General features: G+C 66.2%; 21 protein-coding genes (1 of these 21 running past the window's edge). 6 read left to right on the top strand and 15 right to left on the bottom strand.

The features are described 5' to 3' along the window. Positions 1-192 (bottom strand): hypothetical protein, encoded by a 192-nt coding sequence (locus EI73_RS14680; protein ID WP_034388866.1) that lies wholly within the window; start codon positions 190-192, stop codon positions 1-3. A gap of 18 nt (positions 193-210) precedes the next feature. Then, entirely contained in the window at positions 211-1,128 is a 918-nt protein-coding gene (locus tag EI73_RS14675; protein WP_081909113.1) for an SPFH domain-containing protein, read from the bottom strand. A 114-nt stretch (positions 1,129-1,242) separates the two neighbouring features. Between EI73_RS14675 and EI73_RS14670 the strand changes: the two genes are divergently transcribed. Both EI73_RS14670 and EI73_RS14665 read left to right on the top strand, forming a co-directional pair. After that, positions 1,243-1,953: a hypothetical protein gene (locus EI73_RS14670; protein WP_034388864.1), complete on the top strand. Its 711-nt coding sequence runs from the start codon at positions 1,243-1,245 to the stop codon at positions 1,951-1,953. Beyond that, positions 1,950-2,642, top strand: a complete 693-nt coding sequence (locus EI73_RS14665) for an MBL fold metallo-hydrolase (RefSeq protein ID WP_051935663.1) — start codon at positions 1,950-1,952, stop codon at positions 2,640-2,642. Before EI73_RS14670 ends, EI73_RS14665 begins: the two co-directional genes overlap by 4 nt. Before the next feature lie 39 nt (positions 2,643-2,681). Here EI73_RS14665 and EI73_RS14660 read toward each other — a convergent pair whose 3' ends face one another. The 3 genes from EI73_RS14660 to EI73_RS14650 form a co-directional block, all read right to left on the bottom strand. Further along, the gene (locus tag EI73_RS14660; RefSeq protein ID WP_051935662.1) at positions 2,682-3,830 is read right to left on the bottom strand and encodes a diguanylate cyclase; all 1,149 of its coding nucleotides are present in this window, start codon (positions 3,828-3,830) and stop codon (positions 2,682-2,684) included. 96 nt (positions 3,831-3,926) lie between these two features. Further along, positions 3,927-4,811: a ParB/RepB/Spo0J family partition protein gene (locus tag EI73_RS14655; protein ID WP_034388862.1), complete on the bottom strand. Its 885-nt coding sequence runs from the start codon at positions 4,809-4,811 to the stop codon at positions 3,927-3,929. Continuing rightward, positions 4,808-5,584: a ParA family protein gene (locus EI73_RS14650; RefSeq protein ID WP_034388861.1), complete on the bottom strand. Its 777-nt coding sequence runs from the start codon at positions 5,582-5,584 to the stop codon at positions 4,808-4,810. The genes EI73_RS14655 and EI73_RS14650 overlap by 4 nt, the downstream gene beginning before the upstream one ends. A gap of 678 nt (positions 5,585-6,262) precedes the next feature. On the opposite strand from EI73_RS14650, the gene EI73_RS14645 reads away from it, so the two are divergent. Continuing rightward, on the top strand, positions 6,263-7,681 hold the full coding sequence (locus tag EI73_RS14645; RefSeq protein ID WP_034388859.1) for a replication initiator protein A: 1,419 nt from the start codon (positions 6,263-6,265) through the stop codon (positions 7,679-7,681). Positions 7,682-7,753: 72 nt separating this feature from the next. On the opposite strand, the gene EI73_RS14640 is transcribed toward EI73_RS14645, so the two are convergent. Continuing rightward, positions 7,754-8,380, bottom strand: a complete 627-nt coding sequence (locus tag EI73_RS14640; protein WP_034388857.1) for a DsbA family protein — start codon at positions 8,378-8,380, stop codon at positions 7,754-7,756. A 31-nt stretch (positions 8,381-8,411) separates the two neighbouring features. Beyond that, positions 8,412-9,146, bottom strand: coding sequence for an ABC transporter permease (locus tag EI73_RS14635; RefSeq protein ID WP_034388855.1), 735 nt, complete (start codon positions 9,144-9,146; stop codon positions 8,412-8,414). 337 nt (positions 9,147-9,483) lie between these two features. Here EI73_RS14635 and EI73_RS14630 point away from each other — a divergent pair, with 337 nt between their 5' ends. The 3 genes from EI73_RS14630 to EI73_RS14620 are packed head-to-tail and all read left to right on the top strand — an operon-like array spanning position 9,484 to position 11,842. After that, positions 9,484-9,885 (top strand): hypothetical protein, encoded by a 402-nt coding sequence (locus EI73_RS14630; protein ID WP_034388853.1) that lies wholly within the window; start codon positions 9,484-9,486, stop codon positions 9,883-9,885. Beyond that, positions 9,885-10,625, top strand: coding sequence for an SRPBCC family protein (locus tag EI73_RS14625; protein ID WP_034388851.1), 741 nt, complete (start codon positions 9,885-9,887; stop codon positions 10,623-10,625). The genes EI73_RS14630 and EI73_RS14625 overlap by 1 nt, the downstream gene beginning before the upstream one ends. Beyond that, positions 10,622-11,842 carry a zinc-dependent alcohol dehydrogenase gene (locus tag EI73_RS14620; protein ID WP_034388848.1) on the top strand — a complete coding sequence of 407 codons (1,221 nt, stop codon included), beginning with the start codon at positions 10,622-10,624 and terminating at the stop codon, positions 11,840-11,842. The genes EI73_RS14625 and EI73_RS14620 overlap by 4 nt, the downstream gene beginning before the upstream one ends. Here EI73_RS14620 and EI73_RS14615 read toward each other — a convergent pair. From EI73_RS14615 to EI73_RS15735, 8 genes are all read right to left on the bottom strand, one after another. Continuing rightward, positions 11,769-13,229, bottom strand: coding sequence for an alkaline phosphatase family protein (locus EI73_RS14615; RefSeq protein ID WP_051935661.1), 1,461 nt, complete (start codon positions 13,227-13,229; stop codon positions 11,769-11,771). The genes EI73_RS14620 and EI73_RS14615 overlap by 74 nt on opposite strands. A 1-nt stretch (position 13,230) precedes the next feature. Next, the gene (locus EI73_RS14610; RefSeq protein ID WP_034388846.1) at positions 13,231-14,100 is read right to left on the bottom strand and encodes a UbiA family prenyltransferase; all 870 of its coding nucleotides are present in this window, start codon (positions 14,098-14,100) and stop codon (positions 13,231-13,233) included. Then, entirely contained in the window at positions 14,090-15,292 is a 1,203-nt protein-coding gene (gene eboE, locus EI73_RS14605; protein ID WP_034388844.1) for a metabolite traffic protein EboE, read from the bottom strand. The genes EI73_RS14610 and eboE overlap by 11 nt, the downstream gene beginning before the upstream one ends. Next, positions 15,289-16,125, bottom strand: coding sequence for a TatD family hydrolase (locus tag EI73_RS14600; protein ID WP_034388842.1), 837 nt, complete (start codon positions 16,123-16,125; stop codon positions 15,289-15,291). The genes eboE and EI73_RS14600 overlap by 4 nt, the downstream gene beginning before the upstream one ends. A gap of 136 nt (positions 16,126-16,261) precedes the next feature. After that, entirely contained in the window at positions 16,262-16,582 is a 321-nt protein-coding gene (locus EI73_RS14595) for a hypothetical protein (RefSeq protein ID WP_034388840.1), read from the bottom strand. Next, positions 16,552-17,763: a 3-dehydroquinate synthase gene (locus EI73_RS14590; protein ID WP_034388838.1), complete on the bottom strand. Its 1,212-nt coding sequence runs from the start codon at positions 17,761-17,763 to the stop codon at positions 16,552-16,554. The genes EI73_RS14595 and EI73_RS14590 overlap by 31 nt, the downstream gene beginning before the upstream one ends. A 139-nt stretch (positions 17,764-17,902) precedes the next feature. After that, entirely contained in the window at positions 17,903-19,351 is a 1,449-nt protein-coding gene (locus EI73_RS14585) for an NAD-dependent succinate-semialdehyde dehydrogenase (RefSeq protein WP_034388836.1), read from the bottom strand. 86 nt (positions 19,352-19,437) lie between these two features. After that, positions 19,438-21,713: the 3' portion of a GAF domain-containing protein gene (locus tag EI73_RS15735; RefSeq protein WP_051935660.1), read on the bottom strand. 496 nt of this gene lie beyond the right edge of the window; 2,276 of the gene's 2,772 nt are visible here — the last part of the coding sequence; its start codon lies beyond the right edge, outside the window — the gene reads right to left on this strand; the stop codon is at positions 19,438-19,440.

The raw sequence follows: 21,713 nt of genomic DNA, 5'->3' as shown, positions 1-21,713 counted from the left end.
TCAGTCCTTCTCTTCCTTCTCGCTTTCTGCCGCTTCTGATGCCGTTTTCAGACGGCCCGCCTGACGAACGCTCTGGGTCAGGAGGTACTCGATCTGCGCGTTGACGCTGCGCAGTTCGTCGGCAGCCCAGCGTTCTAGGGCGGCATACAGCTCGGGGCTGATGCGCAGGGGATAGTTCTTGCGGGGGGCCATACCTTCTTGCGCTCGCCGTCAGTACAGGCTGCCGGCATTGAGAACGGGCTGGGTGCCGCGCTCGCTGGTCAGCACGACGAGAAGGTTACTCACCATCTGCGCCTTGCGCTCCTCGTCGAGCTGCACGATGTCCTGCTCGGAGAGCTGGGTCAGGGCCATCTCCACCATGCCCACCGCGCCCTGCACAATCTGCTGCCGAGCAGCGATGATCGCGCTCGCCTGCTGCCGTTGCAGCATCGCCCCTGCGATCTCGGGAGAGTAGGCGAGGTGCGAGAGGCGGGCTTCGAGCACCTCCACGCCCGCATGTTGCAGGCGAGCGGCCAGCTCCCGGGCCAGAGCCTCGGCCACCTCATCCGGGTGACCGCGCAGGGAGAGGCCGTGGCCATCGTACTCGTCATAGGGGTACTGCGCGGCGAGGTGACGCAGGGCGGTCTCGGCCTGGATGGCGACAAACTCGGCGTAATCCTCCACATCGAAGACGGCACGCGCCGTGTCCACCACACGCCACACGATCACGGCGGCGATCTCGATGGGATTTCCGGCCTGGTCGTTGACCTTGAGCCGTTCGGAGTTGAAGTTGCGGATGCGCAAAGAGACGTTCTGGCGCACAGTAAAGGGGTTGGTCCAGTAGAACCCGTTGCGGCGCTCGGTACCCACATACCGCCCGAACAGTGTGAGCACCTTCGCCTGATTGGGCTGCACGATGAAAAACCCGAACAGGGCAAAGAGAAGCAGTCCTCCTAGGAGCAGAGCGGGGACAAACAGCCCCGCCCCAAAGAGCAGCCATCCTGCGGCGGCAGCGCCGACCAGCCAGAGCAGGACCGCAGGCACACCGGGCAGGCCAAAGGCCGCGCGCTCCACGCTCGCCACCCGGCTGCTGGGGGAAACGCCGCCTTGCGGACCGACGGTTATGGGAGCCTTTTCCAGCTTGCTCATAGTAACCTCCTATCAAAATGATATCACTCTGAAAGCAGGCGATCAAGCTTGAAGAGGGTGGGGAGAGCAGCCGAAAGCACGTCCACCTCCCAAAACACGCTCTAGAGTGCGGGCATGATCGTAGCTTTCGTTAACCCGAGCGGCGTGCTGATGCCCCAGGACCCCGCACAGGACCCAGCGGCGGCACAGGTTGCGCTCTCGACGCTGCTGGCCTCGGCCGAGCTGATCCCCGTCACCGGCCTAGACGAGGAGGAGCTGCTCAACGTTCCAGCGGCGTTCACGTCCTGGCAGATTCTGCGTCACGGCGCGGTTGTCCTGAATCCCGACGGCGAGGAGGACCCGGCGTGGCGCCGCCTGACCCGCGAAACGCTGCACGAACGCGCCGAGGCCCTGCGGCTGGCCTTTCAGGCCGCGCAGCATATCGGCTGGTTGGGTCAACTGGGCACCGAGGCAGAGTTGCACGAGCGGCAAGGTCTACCCCTGATGGTGACCCTGCGGCATCCCCACGGTCTCCTGCCTCCCCTGGAGACAGCGGCACGGGAGTGGCGCACCTGGCTAGATGAGGGCCCCTTTCGGGGACAACTGCGTCTGATCGAGCGCGGGGACAGCCTGACCCTGCTGCCCCGCGAGGTGAACCCCGAAAGCGCCGTTCACTACGTACTGGAGCACCTACAGGAGCCGGAGTTGACGCTGGGCGTGAGCGCTTTCGCCTCGGATGCAGCCTTTCTGGCGCTGTGTGACTACGCCCTCACACCCGGTGAGGGACCCGTGCTGGGCGCGGCGCTGGCCTTTCTCGACCAAGCAGAACTGGGAGAGGACAGATGACGCTGAACATCGGGGTCAGGACGCTCTACGCGAATGTCTACCTCCTACAGACCCCCCAAGGACGGCTGATGGTGGACGCAGGAGCGGTGACACACGTAGGCCAGTACCTGCGCCTGTTGCGAGCCTTCCAGCCGAACGCCCTATTCCTGACACACCACCACGTTGACCATACCGGCGGGGCCTTTCTGGCGGGCAGGCTGGGGATCCCCATCCTCGCGCATCCGCTAGAGCATGCGTTTCTCACCGGGCAGAAACACCATCTCCCCTATCCGGCGGGCTACCCGCAGGTCGGCCAGCTGATCTCGCGCCTGCACCCCAAGGTACAGTCCCGCGCCCTGCACCCCGTCTTCCCCGGCGAGCGGGTCTATGGCTGGGAAGTCATTCCCCTTCCCGGTCATACGCTGGGGCAAACCGGCCTGCTGCGAGACGGTGTGCTGGTTGTTGGTGACGCGCTGATCGGCGGGAGAGATGGCGCTCACCTCCCCAAGACCGCCTACAACGAAGACCAGCAGGCGGCCGTGCAGACGTTGCATGCCATCGCCAACATGGACCTGAAGGCCGTTCTGCCGGGTCATGGCAAGCCGCTTACCCCGGAAAAGGTCTGGCGAAGAGCGCGGCGTGAGGAGGCTGGAAGGAACGTCCTCACCTGCTCGTCACGTGACGAGCAACTCCAGCCGTTGCCACGTTAGCCCTAGAAAGCGGGGGTGGGGCGACACGCGGCATCTGCCCTAGCCCTGGGCCGGGGTTTCGGCCAGCCGCACCTGGTTACGTCCCCCACGCTTGGCCCAGTAGAGCGCCTGGTCAGCCCGAACAAACAGGCTGCTCGCATCCTCCCCTGGAGTCAGAGCGGCTATCCCCAAACTGATGGTGAGGGAGCCGCCGGGGAAGGGAAAGGTCTCGACGGCCGAGCGCAGATCCTCGGCGAGTCCTTTGGCGGTGAGGAGGGACGTTCCCGGCAACAACCATACGAACTCCTCTCCGCCCCAACGAGCCGGCAGGTCACCCGGTCGGCTCAGGTTTCGCAGCAAGGCAGCGACCTGCACAAGCACCTGATCGCCCAGGTCATGCCCGTACGTGTCGTTCACCCGCTTGAAGTGGTCCAGATCAAAGGCCACCAGGCTGAGCAGCTGACCGGAAGCGTGCGCCTGGGCAATCTCCCGTTCAAGTACCTCATCGAACGCGCGGCGGTTGGCCAGACCGGTCAGGGGGTCATGGAGGGCATCCCGCTGAAACTGCGCGCGTTCGCGTTCCAAGTGGGCCTGCCGGGCATAGACCGCCATAAAGACCTGAAGCAACAGGTAGAAGCTTCCGCCAACAAACGCGTGGTGCACAAAGAAGTTGAGCAGGCCGTCCCAGGTGCTGCGGCCCTGCGCCAGCGCCTGTCCACCCGCGAGCACCGCGAGGCCCAGACTCAACAGGTAGATGCCCAGGGCAAGCCGTCCTGCCCAGGGCGCTGGAAAGAGCAGCCAGGACAGCAGCATCAGCACAAAAGGCAGGTACATAGAGCGCCCTGTCACGATATAGGCCGTGTCGCCCGGGGAAAGGCCAGGGGGCAGCAGTGCGTACGCCCACAGGTCAAAACACAGGGCGATGAGCGCTGCGGCCAGAAACCCCAGACGAATGACCAACAGTGGCCGCCTCCCCCACCACAGGGCCAGTGCCGCAGTCAGAAAAACCAGGGCAAAGGCTGCGTTCAGCCGGGCGTCGAGCGGATGGGTCTGCCACCCCAGCACGGCGCGGATCACCTCAGCCAGTCCCATGGCAGGGCAGATGCGCCGGAAGACACGAACGAGTGAACGGATATACTCTTCCGTGAAGATGGAGAAGCTCGGCAAGACCGTCGACATGACCAGGTGGGGAACCACAGGGTAGTCCATCCGGTGCTTCCCGCTACCGTGATCGGCCATAAGAAACGCTGGTTCCCGCTTTATCAAGCGCTACGGTAGCCTTGAGAAAGGAAACCTCAGGCCGCCCTAGGTCTCTGTCTCGTCCAGCAGTTCGGCGATCTGACGCAGCAACCGTTCCACCCGGCGGCGGCGTGCCGCATCGAGGGCGGCTAGGGTTCGGCGGTCAGCCAACCGGCGAGCGAGGGTCTGTACGGGATCGGGGGCTTTCCCCTGCGCTGGGGCCACCCGTTCACGCAGGGCTTGGACCGTCGCTCCGTTCCAGGCCAGCTGCAACAGCTCTGCGCGCGCTTCCGGATCGGACAGGCGCCCCACGACCAGGGCCTTGCGGTAGTCTAATCCCCGCTGAACGGCGGCCTGTACGTCCTGCGGCAGATTCAGCAGGGCGGCCCGGTTCTTCACAAAGCTGCGCCACGTTTCCCGGCCCAGCGCTCCAAAGACAGCATCGAGGCGAGCGACAGCCTCCGGGTCGTCCTCCGGGCGACGGTCCAGCGCAAAGAGCCGCGCGACTGCCTCCTGAGGCGGTACCCCTAGTGTGGCGGCCACCACCTGGAGACGGGCACGCACCTCCTCTAGAACATTCAAGTCCTCGCGTTGCAGGTTCTCGACCGCGGCCGCAAGCTGCGCCTGCGCATCCGTCAGTTCGCGCAGCAGCACGGGCACTTCCGTCAGACCCGCCATCTGCGCCGCCCGCCACCGGCGCTCGCCCGCCACGATCTCGTACCGCCCATTTCCAAGCGGCCGCACGAGCAGAGGCTGAAGAACTCCCTGCTCACGGATGCTGTGGGCGAGCTCCTGTAAGGCTTGCTGGTCGAAGTGGACGCGCGGCTGAAATGTCCCCGGCTGAAGGTCTTGTACCGGCAGGGTGGTTGCAGCGGGTTGCCCTAAGGCTTCCACACCTTCCACCAGTCCACTCAGGCGGGCACCGATGACAGGACGTACCTTGCGAGTCATGCGTTCACCCCAGGAAGGTCTACGTTCAGGTGAACGGCTCGTGCGATCTCCGCCGTGACCCGCAGCACGTCCTGATGAACAGGCGAGCCGGGAGCGTACACGCCCACCGGCTGACCCGCGCTTGCGCTGTCATTCCATACGGCACCACGGTCAGGAATGGGACTGGCAAGGGGACGCAACATGCCCCGCAGCGCGGCGAGCGCCTCACGATCATGGGACCGCCGAGCGTCATAGAGGGTCGGGACGTACAGGGCGACCGTGAGGTCCGGGCGCAGCTTGCGGTAGGTCGCCATCGCCTCTGACAGCCCGGCGAGGGCATTCATGCCTTTCTGACGGGTGGGCACCGGCACGATGAGGTGATCGGCCGCGAGCGCACCCAGAATGGAGAGCTGCCCTAGGCTCGGCGGGCTGTCGATCAACACCAGATCGTACTGATCCGTTACTGCCTGAAGCGCCTGGCGCAGATGCAGGTGTGCTCCCACCACCCCCATCATCTGCCCCTCGGCCAGTGCCAACGACACGTCGCTAGGAATGAGGTGAAGACCATGGGCCGAGGCAGGGGAGGGGAGAGGCTCGCCGCGCGTGGCCGTGCCGTACACCGTCTGCTCGGGTGCGACGTCCGATACGCCTAGCCAATCGGTGAGATTCGCCTGTGGGTCAAGGTCTATCACCAAGACACGCAGCCCCGCCTGCGAGAAGGTGTGGCCCACGTCACGAGTGAGGCTAGACTTCATCACCCCGCCCGCGTGGTTGAAGAACGTCAGCGTCCGCATTGCCCCTAGCCTACCCCGAAGCGGCCCCACTTGCTCGTCACATGACGAGCAGATTTGGTATCGGACAACTTGTGCCGTTTGGGGATCAGAGCAGTCCATCCGGCTGAACATCCAAGACGACCCGCCCTCCCTGCGCCTCCTCAAGGATGACTGACCGAGGGTCAGTTTTAGTCTCCTTCTTGCATAAAAGAAGCCTTTTATTCTGTAATTAGCGAAAAAAGCGACTATCGGACAACTTGCGCCGTTTTCGCCAGGCACCCTATCGGACAACTTGCGCCGTTTTTTCGACGAGGCTTTCCTAGACGCTCTTTTTTTGCTTCAGACTTCGGCACATGAGGGTATCGGACAACTTGCGCCGTTTGGGGGCAAATCCTCGGACAACTTGCGCCGTTTGGGGCGAGGAGTATCGGACAACTTGCGCCGTTTGACCCCCAAAAGTATCGGACAACTTGCGCCAAACTATCGGACAACTTGCGCCGTTTGACCCCCTGCTATCGGACAACTTGCGCCGTTTGACCCCCAAAAGTATCGGACAACTTGCGCCAAACTATCGGACAACTTGCGCCGTTTGGGGGCGAAAACACCGTCCAGCACGCTCGCCGAGCCGCCGCGTGTTGTTGATCAACATATATCTTTTAAAAGATAAAAAGATCTAAAAAAACAACAACAGGGGGGGCCGTGTCCGAAAAAGAGATCAAACGCTTCGACGAACTCAACATTGCTCGGTTGAGCCTCATCAGCGTTCAGGAACGCATCCCCCAGGGTTACCGGGAATGGAGCGTGGAACTGGAAGACGGTGACCGCCGGTACCGCGTCACGTGTCAGGCTATGCCTGAGTACGGGGTACCACACGGGATCGACACAGACATCAGCGCGGCCTTGGTGAACCTGTACATCGACCAGGGGTCACCGCTGGATGGCAGCGTGACCTGCACGCCGTACCAGCTCCTCCGAATGGCAGGACTGGATACCAGCGGGCGCTACTACGCGGCGTTGGAAGAGAGCCTCAAGCGCCTGTTGACCACCAACTACTTCATTGCGGAGGGCTGGCGCGACCACCCCCGCAAACGCTGGACGAACGTGAATTTCCGGTACATCGACCGCTTGGAGTTCTCCTCCGGCGAGGCTGAGCGGCTGGACGCGAGCAGCATCCTCAGAATCACACTGCCGCAAGAAATCGCACGCAGCGTTCGCTCTGGATACATCAAGCCGCTGGACCTGAGCTTTATGCAGACCCTCAAGCGGCCGCCAACCCGCGCCCTGTACCGCCTGCTTGACTCACAGCGCCGCGACCCGGAGAACCCGGAGGTGGTGGCGATGTCGTACGAGGTAGGCCTGATGGAATGGGCCGAAGCCTGCAAGATCGTGACCGACCGGCCTAGCCTGGCGCAGCGCACCCTAGACGCTGCCCATGAGGAACTCCTCGACAAGGGGTTTCTCAAGAGTGTCGAGTATCTGGGGCGCGGCAAGAAAAAAGTTCTGCGCTACACCTTCGGGGAAGCCTTTATTCCCCCCGACCCGCTGCTGGTACAGCGCCTGGCGGAGATTGGAGTCACCTATACCCGCGTGCTGCAGCTCGTTCGGGAACATGGTGAGGCTCTGGTGGAGGACACGCTGCTGCGTTACCAGAGCATCATTGCGGGTGGCTACAAACCCCGCAGCCGTCCCGCCTTCTTTGTGGATCTCTTGAAGAACCCAACCAAGTACCAGGTGCCCGAAGGGGCCTCCTTGCCCTCAGAAGGCCCCAAGAAGGCTTTGCAGACCTCTAAGAGGGGGAAGAGGGCGGGGAGGAGTCCCGAGGGGCCTTCACGGCCCTTACAGAGCGAAGAAGGGGAAGAGGGGAATGCTGGCTTGCAGGCCCTCTCACCCGAGCAGCGGGTCGAGGAAGTGATGCGGACCCTCACCTTCCTGCTTCGCAACGACTTGAAGCTTGCCGAACTGGATACGCTGCGGCTTGCCCTCGACGAGGGTCTAGAAGATCCCCTCGACGTCAAAGCCTGGGTGCTGCGCGCGATCAGCAGCGGACAAAAGGCCGCGATGATCCGTGACCTGCGCGCTCGCCTCAGCCTGGTGCCCGCGCCTCCTCAAGAGGAGTGACCCCTTTTCTCATTTTACTCATCAAAGGAGTGAGTCGGACCTCGAGAGGGGACGTACTCGCCTCCTGGCTCCTTAACGCGGCCGCTTGATCGTCTCGATGCCCGCTTCGGAGTGCAACACGCTCCCATAGAGCTCCCAGACGGCCTGCGCTTTTTCGGGGTCACGGATCAGGCGTGAAAAGCGCAGATAGGCCGCGTTCCCGCTCGGCAAGACGAAGGTCGGCGTACCGAACACGCCGAGGACAGCGGCGTCCCGCAGATCAGCGGCGAGGCGTTCACGCAACTCTCGGTCGTTCGCGAGGTCTGCTGCGAAGCGGGTGAGGTCCAGTCGGGCCTCCTGGGCAGCTCCGTTGATCGTCGCGCTATTCAGTTCAGCGTTCCGCTCGTGCCGGGCACGAAAGAGGGCGAGCGTGAAGGCCCAGGCGGCTTCCTCTCCCTGCCGGGCTGCCGCCTGCGCTGCGAGGAAGGCGCGCAGGCTGGTCTGCTGGGGCGCGTTCCCCGCCTCCGCCGCCTGCTCGTGCAGCCACCAGGTAGGGGCTTTGCGGTCGACGTTTTCTGGGTGGTTGCCCTGCACGAGCGAGAAGTGACGCAGGTGGAAGGGGAGACCACGCTCACGGCGCAGCACGTCCGCAAGCTCCACGCCGCGCCAGGCGAAGGGACACAGAAAGTCGAGGTACAGGTCCGTCGTGGGGAGGGTCATGCCCGGACGCTAGCACGCTGCTCCCGCTCCCTTAGGGCCGCCGCCCCGCGATCAGGCGCAGGGTGAGCAGCACGCCGAACGCCAGCACCACCATGATCGCGCTCAGGATCAGGGCGGGCGCGAGAGCGCTTTCCATCGCGTTGTAGATCGCCAGGGGCACGGTGCGCGTCTCCCCCTGGAGACTTCCGGCAAACAGCAGCGTGGCGCCGAATTCGCCCAGCGAGCGCGCCCAGGCCAGCACGGCGCCCTCCAGCAGGAAGGGGAACGCCAGCGGCAGCGTGACCCGCCTAAAGGTCTGCCACGACCCCGCTCCGTCGACACGCGCGGCGGCCTCCACGTCCGGGTCAAAGGCGAGAAAGCCTGCCTTAGCGGCCCGCACATAAAAGGGTGCGCTGGTAAAAACCTGTGCCAGGACCACCGCAGCGGGTGTAAAGGCGAGTTCGATTCCGGCCAGTTCCAGCGGGCGGCCCAGCAGGCCGGTGCGGCCGAAAGTCAGCAGGAGCGCCACACCCGCTACGACGGGGGGGAGCACCATGGGCAGGTCCAGCAGCGCGTCCAGCAGGGTACGTCCCGGAAAACGCCGCCGCGCGAGCAGGTAGGCCACCGGCGTGCCCAGCAGGAGGGTAACCGTCAGGGCCGTGCCCGTGGTGACCGCACTCACCCGCAGGGCAGCGAGCACCGCCGGTGCACGAAGGGTCTCCAGAACGTGCGTGTCTAGGCCCCGTCCGAGCAGCACCAGCACGGGGAGGAGCAGAAAAGTCGCCATCAACAGGCTGAGCGTGACCGGGACCGGGTGGGGACGGGAAGGCGCTACGGGGCGAACAGGAACCCCCACTGCGGCAGGATGAGCTGCCCCTTCACAGGCGAGCGCGGCGACCAGGACATGCCTGAACCCTAGCCTCTTGCGAACAGGGCGTCAACGCTGTCAGGAGGATCAGGACTTGCTCGTCACGTGACGAGCAGGGGGGCAGGGGTTACGTGAAGCGGGCTTAAAGCATCTCACAGGGGGAAGCCGCTGCCGTTCGGCAATCTGGGGAAGCCAAAGGTTCTTGGTGAAAGGGACGCAGCCAAACGCGAACTGCCCGCTGGCAGGGAGGCGAGAGATGAAGGCACAACAGGTGGCGCGTGGACTGGGGTGGTTCAGCCTGGGAATCGGCGTGTTGGAGGTGGCTGCGCCGAGCAGGCTGACGCGTTTTCTCGGGGTGCAGGAAAAAGACACGTTGGTCCGGGCCTACGGCGTTCGCGAGCTCCTAACCGGTCTGGGTCTGCTCACGCAGCCGGGGGCAGCGGCGGGTTGGGTCTGGGCACGGGTGGTGGGGGATGTCCTCGACCTGGGCACGCTGGGCAGGGCGCGGCCGAAGGGGGCAGACGGGCGCAAGCGCACCGCCAATACGCTGGCCATGCTCACGGCGATCACCGTGGTGGATGTGCTGTGTGCGCGGGCGCTCGCTCTGGCAGAGCCGCCAACCCTCGCAGGGCGCCGTTTTGGAAAGGGGAGACACTGATGCCAGAACAAGAACTCAGCCCGCAAAACGCCAGCCCCAACGAGCGGCTGCTGTTTGGCGGGATCGGCCTGGGTCTGATTCTCCTGAGCCTGCGCCAGCGGGGACAGGGCGGCGTGCTGTTGGGTACGGGCGGCGCCCTGCTCCTCGCGGGGGCTGCCATGGGGCGCGGGGTGGGAGACGCACTCGTCGGTATAGAGCGCACGCCCCAAGACACCATCGCGGTGGAGCGGGCGATCACCATCGGTGTACCGGCGCGGGAACTGTATGACTTCTGGCGCAACTTCGAGAACCTGCCGCGCTTCATGAACCACCTGCAGGAGGTGCGCGTGCAGGAGGGAGGTGCCCGCTCCCACTGGGTCGCCAAAGCTCCCGCGGGAATGCAGGTCGAGTGGGACGCCGAGATCACCGAGGACGTGCCGGGTGAGCGCCTCGCCTGGCGCACCCTGGAAGGCTCGCAGATTCCGAATGAGGGCCACGTGGACTTCCGCCCCGCGCCCGGCGACCGGGGGACCGAGGTACATGTGTCACTCACCTACCGCCCGCCGGGGGGCACGCTGGGCGCGGCCATCGCCCGACTGCTGGGTGAGGAGCCCGCCACTCAGGTGACGGAGGATCTGCGCCGGCTCAAGCGCCTGCTGGAAGTTGGTCAGGAGCCCACGACCGAGGGTCAGCCCAGTGGCCGCAAGAGCGCGCTGGGCAAAGCGGAGGCGAAGATGTACGACAACCGGAGGACCTCGTGAAGGCCGTCGTTTGGCAGGGCATCAACCGGGTGAGTGTCGAACAGGTGCCCGACCCGCAGCTTCTCCAGCCCACCGACGCCATCGTGCGCGTGACTGCCACAGCCATCTGCGGCTCAGACCTGCACCTGCTCGATGGGTACGTGCCCAGCATGGTCCACGGGGACATCTTGGGCCACGAGTTCATGGGCGAGGTCGTGGAGGTCGGTTCTGAAGTTCGCAGGGTGAAGGTGGGTGACCGGGTGATTGTGCCCTTTCCCATCGCCTGCGGAAAATGCTGGTACTGCGAGCAGGGCCTGACCTCACTGTGTGACAACTCCAACCCGAATCCCAAGCTGGCAGAAACCCTGTGGGGCTACGCTGGGGCCGGCATCTATGGCTACTCGCACATCACGGGCGGGTACGCGGGCGGGCAGGCGCAGTTTGCTCGCACGGTCTTCGCGGACACCAACCTCTATAGGGTACCCGAGGGCTTGACCGACGAGCAGGTACTGTTCCTCACGGATATCCTGCCGACCGGATACATGGCCGCCGAACACTGCGACATTCGGCCGGAAGACGTGGTCGCCGTGTTCGGGGCTGGACCGGTGGGTCTCTTCACCATCATGAGTGCCTTTTTGTTGGGCGCGGGACGCGTGATTGCCATCGACCGCTTCGACGAACGCCTAGCCCTGGCCCGGGCACTGGGGGCCGAGACTGTCAACTACGAGGAGGAAGAGGTCTTCGAGCGCCTCAAGCAGCTCACCGGTGGACGCGGCCCCGACAGCGTGGTGGATGCCGTGGGCCTCGAGTCGCACGGCACTGGGCTAGGCGGAATTGCCGACGCTGTCAAGCAGACCACACGCGTGTTGGAAAGTGACCGGCCGCATGCCCTCCGCTCGGCCATCATGGCCTGCCGCAAGGGCGGCACCGTGAGCGTGCCCGGCGTGTATGGCGGCTTGGCCGACAAGATCCCGGTGGGGGCCTTGATGAACAAGGCGCTCACCCTGAAGTCTGGGCAGACGCATGTACACCGCTACCTCGACACGCTGACCCGCCACATCGAGCGCGGCGAGCTAGACCCTACCCGAATCATCACCCACCGCCTCAGCCTTGACGAGGCTCCGCACGCCTACCAGATCTTTAAGCACAAGCACGACGGCTGCATCAAGTGTGTGCTCGACCCTTGGGCCGATCCTCGGGCGCACGAGCCGGTGAAAGCGTCCCCCGCTCAGGGTTGATCTGCGCCGCAGGGGTCTTCCCGCCGACGTGCCCCAGAATCACCCCGAAGACGTCGGTGGGAGCCAGCCAGTCTTGCGCAAGCAACTGCGGCTGCGAGGTGATGAGCAGCGGGCCGCTGTGGGGACCGTCGGGAATGCGGCCGTGCGAGCCCCGGACGAGCTTGGCATCCAAGCCGATGACGTCGAGAAGGGAGCGGAAGCCCAGCTTCTTTTTGATGAGGGCCCGGGCCGCCTTGAGCTTTGCGGGCGAGTGGGGGTCCAGGAACAGTTCCACCGGGTCGTAGCCGGGTTTGCGGTGAATATCAACCGTTCGCGCGAAATCGGGAGCGCGTTCGTCCTCCAGCCAGTGGTAGTAGGTGAACCAGGCGCCGGGCTCGGCCACCACCACGAACTCGCCCGCGCGGGGATGGTCGAGATGCTGGCGGCGCTTGCCCTCCTCACCGAGCACCTCGGCGACGCCGGGCAGGGTCTCCAGCAGCGCCCGTACCTCATCCATTCGGGTACGGTCCTGAACATACACGTGCGCGATCTGATGGTCTGCCACCGCAAAGGCGGCACTCGCGCCCGCGTCCAGCAGTTCGCGGCCCAGTTCCTCGCGCACCTTGAGCAGGCCCGCTTCGCGCAGCACGCGGTTGAGGTGAACGGGCCGCCAGACCCGCTCGATCCCGTACTCGGAGACGACAAGGACAGTCACGCCGCGCCGCTCGTAGAAGTCGATCAACTCTCCCGCCACCTCGTCGATGGCCGCGAGGTCAGCGGCGACCGCCCCCGGGTCCGGGCCGTACTTTTGCAGGCCGTAATCGAGGTGGGGCAGGTACACCAGGTTCAAGGTGGGGGCGTGTTTCTCTTCCACGTACCGAGCGGCATTCGCGATCCAGCGGCTCGATGTGATGCCCGCGTTCGGTCCCCAGTAGGTGAAGAGGGGAAAGGTGCCGAAGCGGGCTTGGAGCTCGTCTCGCAGCTCCGAAGGCTGCGTGTAGCAGTCGGGCAGCTTGCGGCCGTCGGCGGGGTACATCGGGCGTGGGGTGACCGTGAAGTCGGCGTCCGAGTACATGTTGTACCACCAGCAGATGTTGGCGACGGTCGCCGCTGGGTCCTGCGCGTGTAGTACGTCCCAGAGCTTGGGCGCCTCGATCAACCTGTTGGACTGCCGCCAGAACTTGATCTCGCACTCATCGCGGAAGTACCAGCCGTTGCCCACGATGCCGTGTTCGCTCGGCCACTTGCCGGTCAGGTAGGTGGCCTGCACCGAGCAGGTGACGGCGGGCAGCATGGCCTGGACGGGCACCATCTTTCCCCGCGTGGCAAAGGCGGTGAGGCGCGGCAGCTGAGGCCCCAAAAGCTCTGGGCTGAGGCCGACGACGTTGATCACAGCGGTGCGTTGCATATCAGGTTCCTTTGATGTGCCCCTGCCACCAGCAGGTCAGGAGAAAGGCGGCAAAGGCCCAGGGCAGCAGGGACCACGCGCCTGCCACCCCCAGTGCCAGCGCGTCGAGCAGGGAGATTCCGGCGATCAGCCGCCCCACCGCGGCACCGATGTGGCGCCGGCCGCCGTACACGAAGCTCAGGCTGCGGACCACCCAGGCGGCGAACAGCAGGGCCAGCAGCCACACCGGCCAGCCGAAGCCGCCAGCGAGTGCCCAGACGGCGGGGGCAAGCACCAGCACGACCGGCCAGAAGCGCGCCGTGCCCCGGCGGTTCTCGGTCTTGGCGACATAGGTGAGCCCCGTCACATAGAGCGCGAGCAGCCCGGCCCAGACCAGCAGCGGTGCCGTCAGGTGCGGCAGAAAAGCCGCAGCGGCGGTGACGTACACCATCGCCCGTGTCGCCGCCATGACGACCGGACTGAGGGGATTGGTCTTGTGCCAGGCGTCGTAGAAGACGATGAGGGCCACCAGCAACAGCCCGCTGACAAAGGCCGCCCCTCCGGCGAGCAGGAGCAGCAGGCCGCCCAGGATGAAGAGCCCAACGGCGACGGCCCAGGCTTCACCCAGGGGGATGAGGCCCGAGGGAAGGGGCCGCTCGGGGCGCTCGCGGCGGTCTACACCGAGGTCGAGCAGGTCGTTGAGGTACATCCCGGCCGTGTAGAACAGCACCATCGCCGCGGCGAGGGGCAGCAGGGCCGGGCCGCCTCCGCCCGCCAGCGCCGCCCCGGCGAGCACGTTGCTGACGACCGTGGGACTATTGGAGATACGGGCGAGCGATAGGTGGCCATGCAGGCGCCGGGACCACGGGGAACGCAGCGTACTAGAGGACATCCTGCACCCAGCGGTATTCCCGCTCGATGGAGTCGAGGAGCGGCCGCTTCAGCTCGTCTGGCAACACGTCCCAGGTGTACGTTTCGATTTCCAGGTGCCGGGTGAAGGGCTCTTCGCGCAGCAGCGCGAGTGTCTGCACGATCTCCCGCTGGGTAGAGGCAAAGAGGCCCGCTTCCCCGAGAAAGACGGGCACGTGAAAATGCACCCGCCACTCGTTCACCCGTGGGTCAGAGACGTGGGGCAGCGCCTGGGGCAGGTCCGGGTACTGCACGGTCTGTCCGCCCTCGCCCCGGGCGATCACCTGATGCAGGTACGTCTCCTCGGCGAAGGGGGCAAGGGCACGGGCGACGTCGAGCCGTGCCTCGGGATCGGGCGGCAGGAGCACCCGCAGGGCCGAGCTGATCTGGATCTTGCCGATGCGCATTCCTGCCCGCCGGTAGGTGTTCAGGGCTTGCGCCGGGTCCTCGTACATCACGGCGACATGGCAGGTATCGAAGCAGACCTGCACGTGGTCCCGCAGGAGTTCCCGCGCCTCCTCCACGCTTCCTCCCAGCCGTGCCGCCAGTTCCCGCGCGCCGCCCTCTTGCAGGTGCTCTCTGAAGAAGCGCGCCAGGTCGTCACTGCACTGAAGTAGCCCGTCCGGCTCGGGTTCGATGTCGAGGTGGATGAACCGGCCCCGCGTCCGCCGCAGGTCCACCAACGTCTTCACCACCCGCACCACGTTGCGGGTCAGCTGCGCCCACGCCTGTGCATCCCCGGTATCCACCCAGGCGCGGTACGAGAGCGGACTGGTCGAGATGCCGCCCTCTTCGCCCCGGGGCAGCAGAAAGGCCAGAATCTGTGCCAGGCGCCGGGTGTAGGCCACCCGTTCCTCGTCCCGCCAGTCGGGTGCGTGAACCTGGGCCTTGACCGGCTGACCGTGAAAGGGACCGTAGGGAAAGCCGTTCATGGTGAAGACGTAGAGCCCCCGTTCCTCCAATAGAGCCCGGAAGTCCGCGAGGGCTCTTCCCTCGAGCAGTTCTGCGCTCTCGTGCCCAGAGAGCCGCAGGCCAATGCCGAAGGGGGCGTCCGGAGAGAGCCGGGCTTTGAGCGGCACGGCGTACCGCTCCAGGCTGTCCCGCACCTCCCCGAGGCCGCGGGAAGGGTGAATATTGGTGCAGTACGTGAGCTGCACGCCGCTGCCGAGCTTCATCCGTCTGCCGCCACGGGCGCGCGGCCCGTCTTGACAGGGACGAACTTGGGTGACTGACCCAGGAACTGCGCCGGGTTGTCCAGCACAATCCGCTGAATCAGGGCGTCGTCGTGGCCGCGCCGCCGGGCCTCGAGCACGAATTCCGGCACCGCCAGGGGGTCGCTGGGACCCCAGTCGCAGGCAGAGGCGACGATCAGCCGGTCTGCGCCGTGCAGCTCGATCATGTCGATCGCCCGCGCGGGGGACGCCTTGGTCTTCGGGTAGAGGGTCAGGCCCGTCCAAAAGCCGTTTCCCAGGATCATTTCGACCGTATGTTCCTCGGCGTGGTCGATCATCACCCGGTTCGGGTCGATGCGCGGGTCTTGGGTCAGCGCCTCCACGATCACCCGCGTGCCCTTGTACTTGTCTTCGAGGTGCGGCGTGTGGATGTGGATGAGCTGGCTGTGCTCCAGCGCGAGTTCGACATGGTCGAGGAAGGTGGCCAGTTCGTTGCGCGTGACGCGGTTGAGGCCGATCTCCCCAATCCCCAGCACGTTGGGCCGGTCGAGGAAGCCAGGAATAAGCGCGAGCACCTGCCGGGCGAGTTCGCGGTCCTCGCCCTCCTTGGGGTTCAGACACAGCCAGGTGTAGTGGGCAATGCCGTACTGGGCTGCCCGCGCCGGTTCAAAGGTGGTGAGGTGGTCGAAGTAGTCCGCGAACGCCTGCGGTCCCAGCCGGTCCCGGCCCGACCAAAAGGCCGGCTCGGTGACGGCGAGGCAACCGGTCAGCGCCATTCGGTGGTAGTCGTCGGTGGTGCGCGAGATCATGTGCGCGTGGAGGTCGATGTAGTTCACAGGTCCTCCCCGAAGAGCCGCATCTCACGGCTCTGTCCTGACCGGAGGGAGAAGGCGAGAGAAAGAGGACGGGGTTCGCGGAATAAAGGACGTTCGGGCGTTTTCCCAGGAAGTCCGGAATGAAGCGGCATCCGTCTCATGGCTCCGCCTCCGCCTTCGGCCTCGCAGGCGCGCCAAAGGCACTCTGCGAGTCGCGTAGGTCGAGGAGGTCCAGAGTTTGGTCACTCAGCCGCAGCTGCGCGCGCTTCACCCGCCCCGGCTCGGGCGAGGTCAGCTCGTGCAGGGCTTCGCGCAGGGCCCGCAGGCGAAAATCCTCTGCGGCCTGATCTGCTCCCTGTGCTCGGTCCAGCCGGTCCAGAAAGGCCGCCAGCGCGAGCAGACCCGCGCGGTGCTCCATAAAGTAAAGGTCGAGCAGTTGCGTCTGGGTCAGGAGGCCAGTGTTGGTGTGGGCAGCCATGATGCTCCTCGGGGTTGGTCGTGGAGGTCACGCAGAAGCTCGACGCTGCGGCGCAGCACGTCAGCGTCCATCGCGTGCACTTCGGTGGCGTGGCCGATGGCCGTCAGCAGCGGGATGGTGAGGCGTCCGCCCAGGTGCTCGCGGAACTCATTCAGCCCGCTCAGCACGCCTCGCGGGTCGGCCGGATCTTGGGCCGAGGTGCCCAGTTCGGGGACGTAGACGGGCAGCTTCAGGGCGAGCAGCAGGCGCAGGACACGCTGCCAGTCGGTCTCCGGCAACATGCCCTGGAGGGCCCCGTACGTACAGTCGAGTGCCAGCCCCACGGCCACTGCCTCCCCGTGCCGCAGCGCGTAGCCGGTGAGGCTTTCGAGCTTGTGTGCCGCCCAGTGCCCGAAGTCAAGTGGCCGGGAAGACCCCAGCTCGAAGGGATCGCCCGCCCCCGCGATGTGCGCCAGATGCAGCTCGGCGCAGCGGTACACGGCGTATTCCATCGCCTCCAGGTCACGGGCCACCAGCGCTCCGGCCTGCTCTTCCAGCCAGGCGAAAAAGGCCGCGTCCTTGAGAAGGGCCACCTTGACCGCCTCGGCCAGGCCACCCAGCCAGTCGCGGTCCTCTAGGGCAGTCAGAAAGGTGAGATCATTGAGCACCGCGTACGGCGGCGCAAAGGTGCCCAGCCAGTTCTTCTTGCCGTAGGCGTTCACGCTGTTTTTGACGCCTACGCCCGAGTCGTTCTGTGCGAGAACCGTGGTGGGGACCCGCACCAGCCGCACGCCACGGTGCGCGGTCGCCGCCGCAAAGCCCACCATGTCAAGCACCGCGCCGCCGCCCACCACAACCACATAGGAATGCCGGTCGATGCCGTGCATGTGAATGGCGTCCTGCACGGCCCGCACCCATCCGGCCTCCTGTTTGACGCGCTCGCCGCCCGGCACGGTCAGGGGCGGCGCGACAAGGTGCAGCGCGTCCGCGTGCGCGGCGAAGTACGCTGCGACCCGCGCCCCCAGGTCAGGAAACGCTTGTGAGACGCCCCCGTCGAGGACGCACAGCACTTTCGCGGGCTCTCCAGTCGCGCTTGCCAGCGCCGTGCACAGCACCGGGTTGTGCGCCTGAAACAGCCCGTGCGTAAAGTGAACGGCGTAGCGGAACGTGACCGGAACGGTCTGCTCAAGCACGCGGGTCACGGCTTCCCCCTTTGATGCGGAGGCGCGGACTGCGCGCCTTGCTTCGCTGCCTGACTGTCATGGGGGCAGTCTGTAGCGGGGGGCATCAACGGATCGCTAACGCGGAACCCGCAACACGAGCCCTTGATCTCCAGGCTGTTTAGCCTGCCACCTGGGCGCTCCCCGTCTTCGCGGGCAGAGTGCGGATGAGCTTGCGGTTGGTGAACTCGAAGAGGCCCAGGTGACCCAGTTCCCGGCCAAAGCCCGAGCGTTTGATGCCGCCGAACGGTAGGTCCGCTTGCGAGGAGGTCGGGTGGTTGATCCAGACCATCCCGCTCTCCAGCCGGTCTGCCACCGCACGGGCCCGCTCAAGATCACTACAGAACACCGCTCCGCCCAGCCCGTAGGGGGACGAGTTGGCGAGCGCAACGGCCTCATCGTCACTGGAGACGCGGTAGACGACCGCGACCGGCCCAAACAGCTCCTCTGAGTAGGCGCGCATGCCCGGCTTCACGTCCGTCAGGATGGTGGCGTCTACAAAGGCACCGGGGAGGTCCGGCCGCCCGCCCCCCGTGATGAGCGTAGCCCCCTTGTCCAGGGCGTCTTGCACCTGCGCCAGGAGGTCGCGCGCTGCTCGCTCGGAGGAGAGTGGCCCCAGCGTGGTCGCCGGGTCCATCGGGTCACCGGGCGTCAGGCCCGCAAAGACCTGTGCCAGCCCAGCCACGAAGGGTTCGTACAGCTCGTTCGGCACGATCAACCGTTTGGCCGCCACGCAGCTTTGCCCGGTGTTGGCCAGGCGGCCGGTTGCGGCGGCCTGAATGGTCTGGGCGAGGTCCGGCGCGTCGAGGATGATCAAGGGATCACTGCCGCCCAGTTCGAGGACGCAGCGTTTCAGGTGTCGCCCGGCGATCTGCGCGACACTGGCGCCCGCGCGCTCGCTCCCCGTCAGCGAGACGCCCTGCACAGCGGGGTGCGCGATCACCCCTTCGACATCCGCGATCTTGAGGAAGACGTTGGTGTATACCCCTTCCGGCACACCCGCGTCATGAAAGAGCTGCTCCAGCGCGAGGGCCGACTGCGGGCAGATCTCGGCGTGCTTGAGCAGGATGCTGTTGCCAACCACCAGATACGGCGCGGCAAAGCGGGCCACCTGGTAGAGCGGGAAGTTCCACGGCTGAATGCCCAGCAGGACGCCCAGCGGCTCGTTGACGAGGACAGCCTCGCCCCCCTTCACCGGGAGGCGTTGCGGGGCCAGCAGTTCTGGTCCCTTTTCTCCGTAGTACGTGAGGATGCTGGCGGCCAGCTTGACCTCAAAATGGCTTTCGCGAATCAGCTTCCCCATCTCCAGCGTGACCAGCCGGGCGAACTCGTCACGGCGCTCCAGCAGCAGCTCTCCGGCCCGGCGCACGACGGCTGCGCGCTCCTCGACCGGTCGCCGCCGCCAGGCCCCGAACGCCTCGTGCGCCCGCTCGATCACCGCGGGGACCTCGGAAGAGTCGAGAAAGGGAAACTCGCGCAGCTGTTCGCCCGTCGCGGGATTGACGGTCGCAAAGGGCCGGTGGGCGGAGTCGCTGTCGGTCTTGTGGGGATGGGGGTTGTGGACGGTCATAGCCCGATTCTCCAGCGAACCGGTGCAGAGGCATGAGAACGGGCGCCCCTGGCCGCAGGCTTTCCGTTCATGAGGCGGGCTTGCGCTCAGCGCGGCAGCGTGAAGCCGAAGGTTGCCCCCTCGCCTACCGCACCCTGGGCAAAGACCGTGCCGCCGTGCCGGGCGATGATGCGCCGCACGTTGGCCAGCCCCACGCCAGTTCCTTCGAACTCGTCGTGGCGGTGCAGGCGCTGGAACACGCCGAACAATTTGCCCCCGTAGCGCGGGTCGAAACCTACCCCGTTGTCGCGGACCAGAATGGCCCACTCTTGGGGGCGTTCCTCGGCCCACACCTCGATCCGGGCCTGCTCGCGGGTCCGGGTGTACTTCAGGGCGTTGCCGAGGAGGTTGACCATCACCTGACGGAGCGTCTCGGCGTCGCCCGTCACCAGCGGGAGGGGCGCGATCACCCATTCAACGTGTCGGCCCAGCGCGTCCGCCTCCAGCTCCGCACGCACGCTGTCGACCAACAGACCCAAATCCAGCGGGCCGGGGTGCAGGGGCAGCCGGGAGGTGCGCGAGAGGTCGAGCATCGCGTCGATCAGGGTATTCATGCGCGCTGCTGCCTCGTCCACCACCCTGAGGTAACGCGCGGCCTTGGCGTCGAGGTGACCCCCCAGCTCCTTGTGCAGAAGGTGATTGAAGCTGCGAATATGCCGCACCGGTGTGCGCAGGTCATGCGAGACGCTGTAGGCAAAGGCTTCGAGTTCCTCGTTGGCAGCGCTCAGCTTGCGCTGCTCCTCGGCCAGTTGGGTGACACCCCGCGCCCGTTCAAGCGCCAGGCCGAAGCTGCGGCCCACCGCGCGGATTACGGCCCGCTCGCGTTCGGTCCAGGTCCGCTGCTGCACTGATCCCACCGACAGCAGGCCGCGCGGCGTGTCGCCCTCGAGGTACGGGTAGGTGGCCAGCGCGCTGTAGGGAAGCGCGGGGCACGCCGGATGCGGTGGGGTCCAGTGCTGCACGAAGTGTGCCTGCCGCGTCTGAATGGCCGCAGCCAGGGGCGGCGCGTCCTGCGGAAAGCCCGCGTGCATCCGGGCCAGGAAGTCGGGCCGAATGTTGCCGGCCCACGCCCGCACCTGCCACCGGTCGCCTTCCGGCTCGTAGTACGCCACGCTGACCTCACCGAGCACGGCGCTGAGCACGCCAAAGGCGCGGGTCACCAGAGCGTGCGGATCCGTCTCGCCGCCCACCTGCTCGGTGAACGCGACAAACGCGTCGAGGGCCGCTGTTCGCTCCTGCAGCACCTGTGTGGTGGCGGCCCGTTCAAGCGCCAGGCCCAGGGTGCTCGCGGCCCGCCGCAGCAGGTCCCGGTCACCCTCCGGCCAGGCCACGTCTCGCGCCGGGCGCCACACGGCCAACAAGCCCGCCCGCTCGCCGTCTGGTGTGCGGATGGGTTCTACGGCAAAGGCGCGGGCAGGAGGCTCCCGGGGATCGCCGTGTGCCGTGGGGTCGGCCGCGTAGTACCCGGCTGTTCCGCTGCGGACGCACTCGGCGAGGAGGGGAAAGTCCTCCAGCCGCTCGCCCGGCGGCTGCACGGGGTGCAGTGGAGTTGTCCCCTCGCCCCAGACCACGGGGATTCGGATGACGTCCCCCGAGCACTGCACAACCAGCGCGCGGCTGGCCCCCAGCGCGTCCCCCAGCCGGGCGAGGGCGAGCTCGGCGACCTGCTCGGGCGTCGTGGCCCCCTGGAGGGCGTCGCCCAGGGCGGCGAGCACTTCGGCCCGCGAGCGAGCGGCCTCCAGCTCGCGGGTGCGCTCCTCGACCCGCGTTTCGAGCGAGGCGTTGAGTTCGCGCAGCTCCCGCTCGGCCTGCTGGCGCTGCACGAGCTCGGTCTGGGCCGTCTCGTACAGGCGCGCCTTTTCTACGCTGCCCGCCGCGAACTGCGCGAGCTGCACCAACACGCTTTCGTCCTCGGCGGTGAATTCGCCCCCTTCCTTGTCGCTGAGTTGAATCAGGCCGATATTCGTTCCGTCGCCCCCCACCAGCGGGACGGCCAGCCAGCCGCGCAAGGGCGGGTGCTTGCCCGCCTGCTGGCCGAAGCCGCGCCACGCCGGGTGCGCTTCCAGCTCGGCCTGGGTCAGGCGCATGGGCGCGTTCATACGGCACACCAGCGCGTAGATGCCGCTGCCGTCCGGCAGCGCGTCGTACTCTCGCCACGCGGCGTACCGGTCACTCAGCGAGACGCTGGTAATCGCCTGCGCCCAGTCCTCGCCGACCGTCAGGCTCACAACCGCCTGGTGCGCGCCGATCAGGTCGCGGGCCTGCTTGGTGATGACCTCCAGTGTGGCCTGAAGGCTGCCCGCCGCACCGATGTGCAGGGCCG

It is taken from the genome of Deinococcus sp. YIM 77859 (assembly GCF_000745175.1).
In the GTDB taxonomy this organism is placed as follows: Bacteria; Deinococcota; Deinococci; order Deinococcales; family Deinococcaceae; genus Deinococcus.
Note: the sequence above shows the minus strand (reverse complement) of the source record. Positions and strands in the feature narration are given on the sequence as shown.